The following is a 1,022-nucleotide window of genomic DNA, read 5'->3' as shown; positions in this document are numbered from 1 at the left end:
CCGGACACCATTCCGGACGATACATAAAACGTGAAAAAGACTAAAATGACAATTCCTGAAAACAGTCTGAGAAGCTTTGTTTGATCTCCGAAGCGATTTTCCAGGAATCCGGGAATTGTAATGGAATTCCCCGCTTTTTCAGTATAGGTTCTCAGCCGCGGTGCGACGTAAAGCCAGTTCGCCCACGCTCCAAGGCAAAGTCCGATGACGATCCAAGCGCCGCTCAGACCAGTAGAAAACATGGCGCCCGGAAGCCCCATCAGCAGCCAGCCGCTCATATCGGCAGCGCCGGCACTGAGAGCAGTTACTGCCGGACCCAAAGAGCGTCCTCCCAGCATGTAATCCGTCAGATTCGACGTACGCTTGTAAGCAAAGTAGCCGATTAGCAGCATTCCCGCCATATAAATACAAATCGAAATAATCAGCTGTGTGTTTTCTATGGCACTTCCTCCTCTTTTTTATAGTATATGGATGAAATGGACACCCCCGCAGGGAGGATGCCCATTTAGTCCCGCTTAGAACATTTCACTGATTGTTTTTGCTTGCATATGCAGAGCCAAGTAATCCGGCCCGCCTGCTTTTGAATCCGTTCCCGACATTTTGAAGCCGCCAAACGGATGGTAGCCGACGATAGCACCTGTACAGTTGCGGTTGAAGTATAGGTTTCCGACATGGAATTCCTGTTTCGCACGCTCGATGTGCTTGCGGTTGTTTGTGATAACCGCGCCTGTCAAACCATATTCAGTATTGTTTGCCACTTCTAAAGCTTCATCAAAGTCTGACACTTTACAAAATGCAACGACAGGTCCGAAAATTTCTTCCTGCATGAGTCTTGCTTTCGGATCAAGGTCAGCGAAGATCGTCGGTTTGATGAAGTATCCTTTCGAATCATCACCAGTACCGCCGCTTACTAAACGCCCTTCCTGTTTTCCGATCTCAATATAGCTCATAATTTTATCATAAGAACCTTGGTCAATGACAGGTCCCATATAAACATCTGCACTGTCAGGTTTAGCTGTTAC

The 1,022-nt window shown here is 47.5% G+C and carries 2 protein-coding genes; both read right to left on the bottom strand.

Features of this window, described 5'->3' with window-relative positions; all coding sequences use genetic code 11:
• On the bottom strand, positions 1-401 hold a 401-nt coding region (locus ACWF4Z_RS38200), incomplete at its 3' end, for a sodium:solute symporter family transporter (protein ID WP_452248100.1).
• A 114-nt stretch (positions 402-515) separates the two neighbouring features.
• The coding region (locus ACWF4Z_RS38195) for an aldehyde dehydrogenase family protein (RefSeq protein ID WP_452248099.1) at positions 516-1,022 on the bottom strand (507 nt) is incomplete at its 5' end.

This window comes from Kribbella sp. NPDC055071 (assembly GCF_053608045.1).
This window is presented reverse-complemented; position numbering and strand designations above follow the sequence as displayed.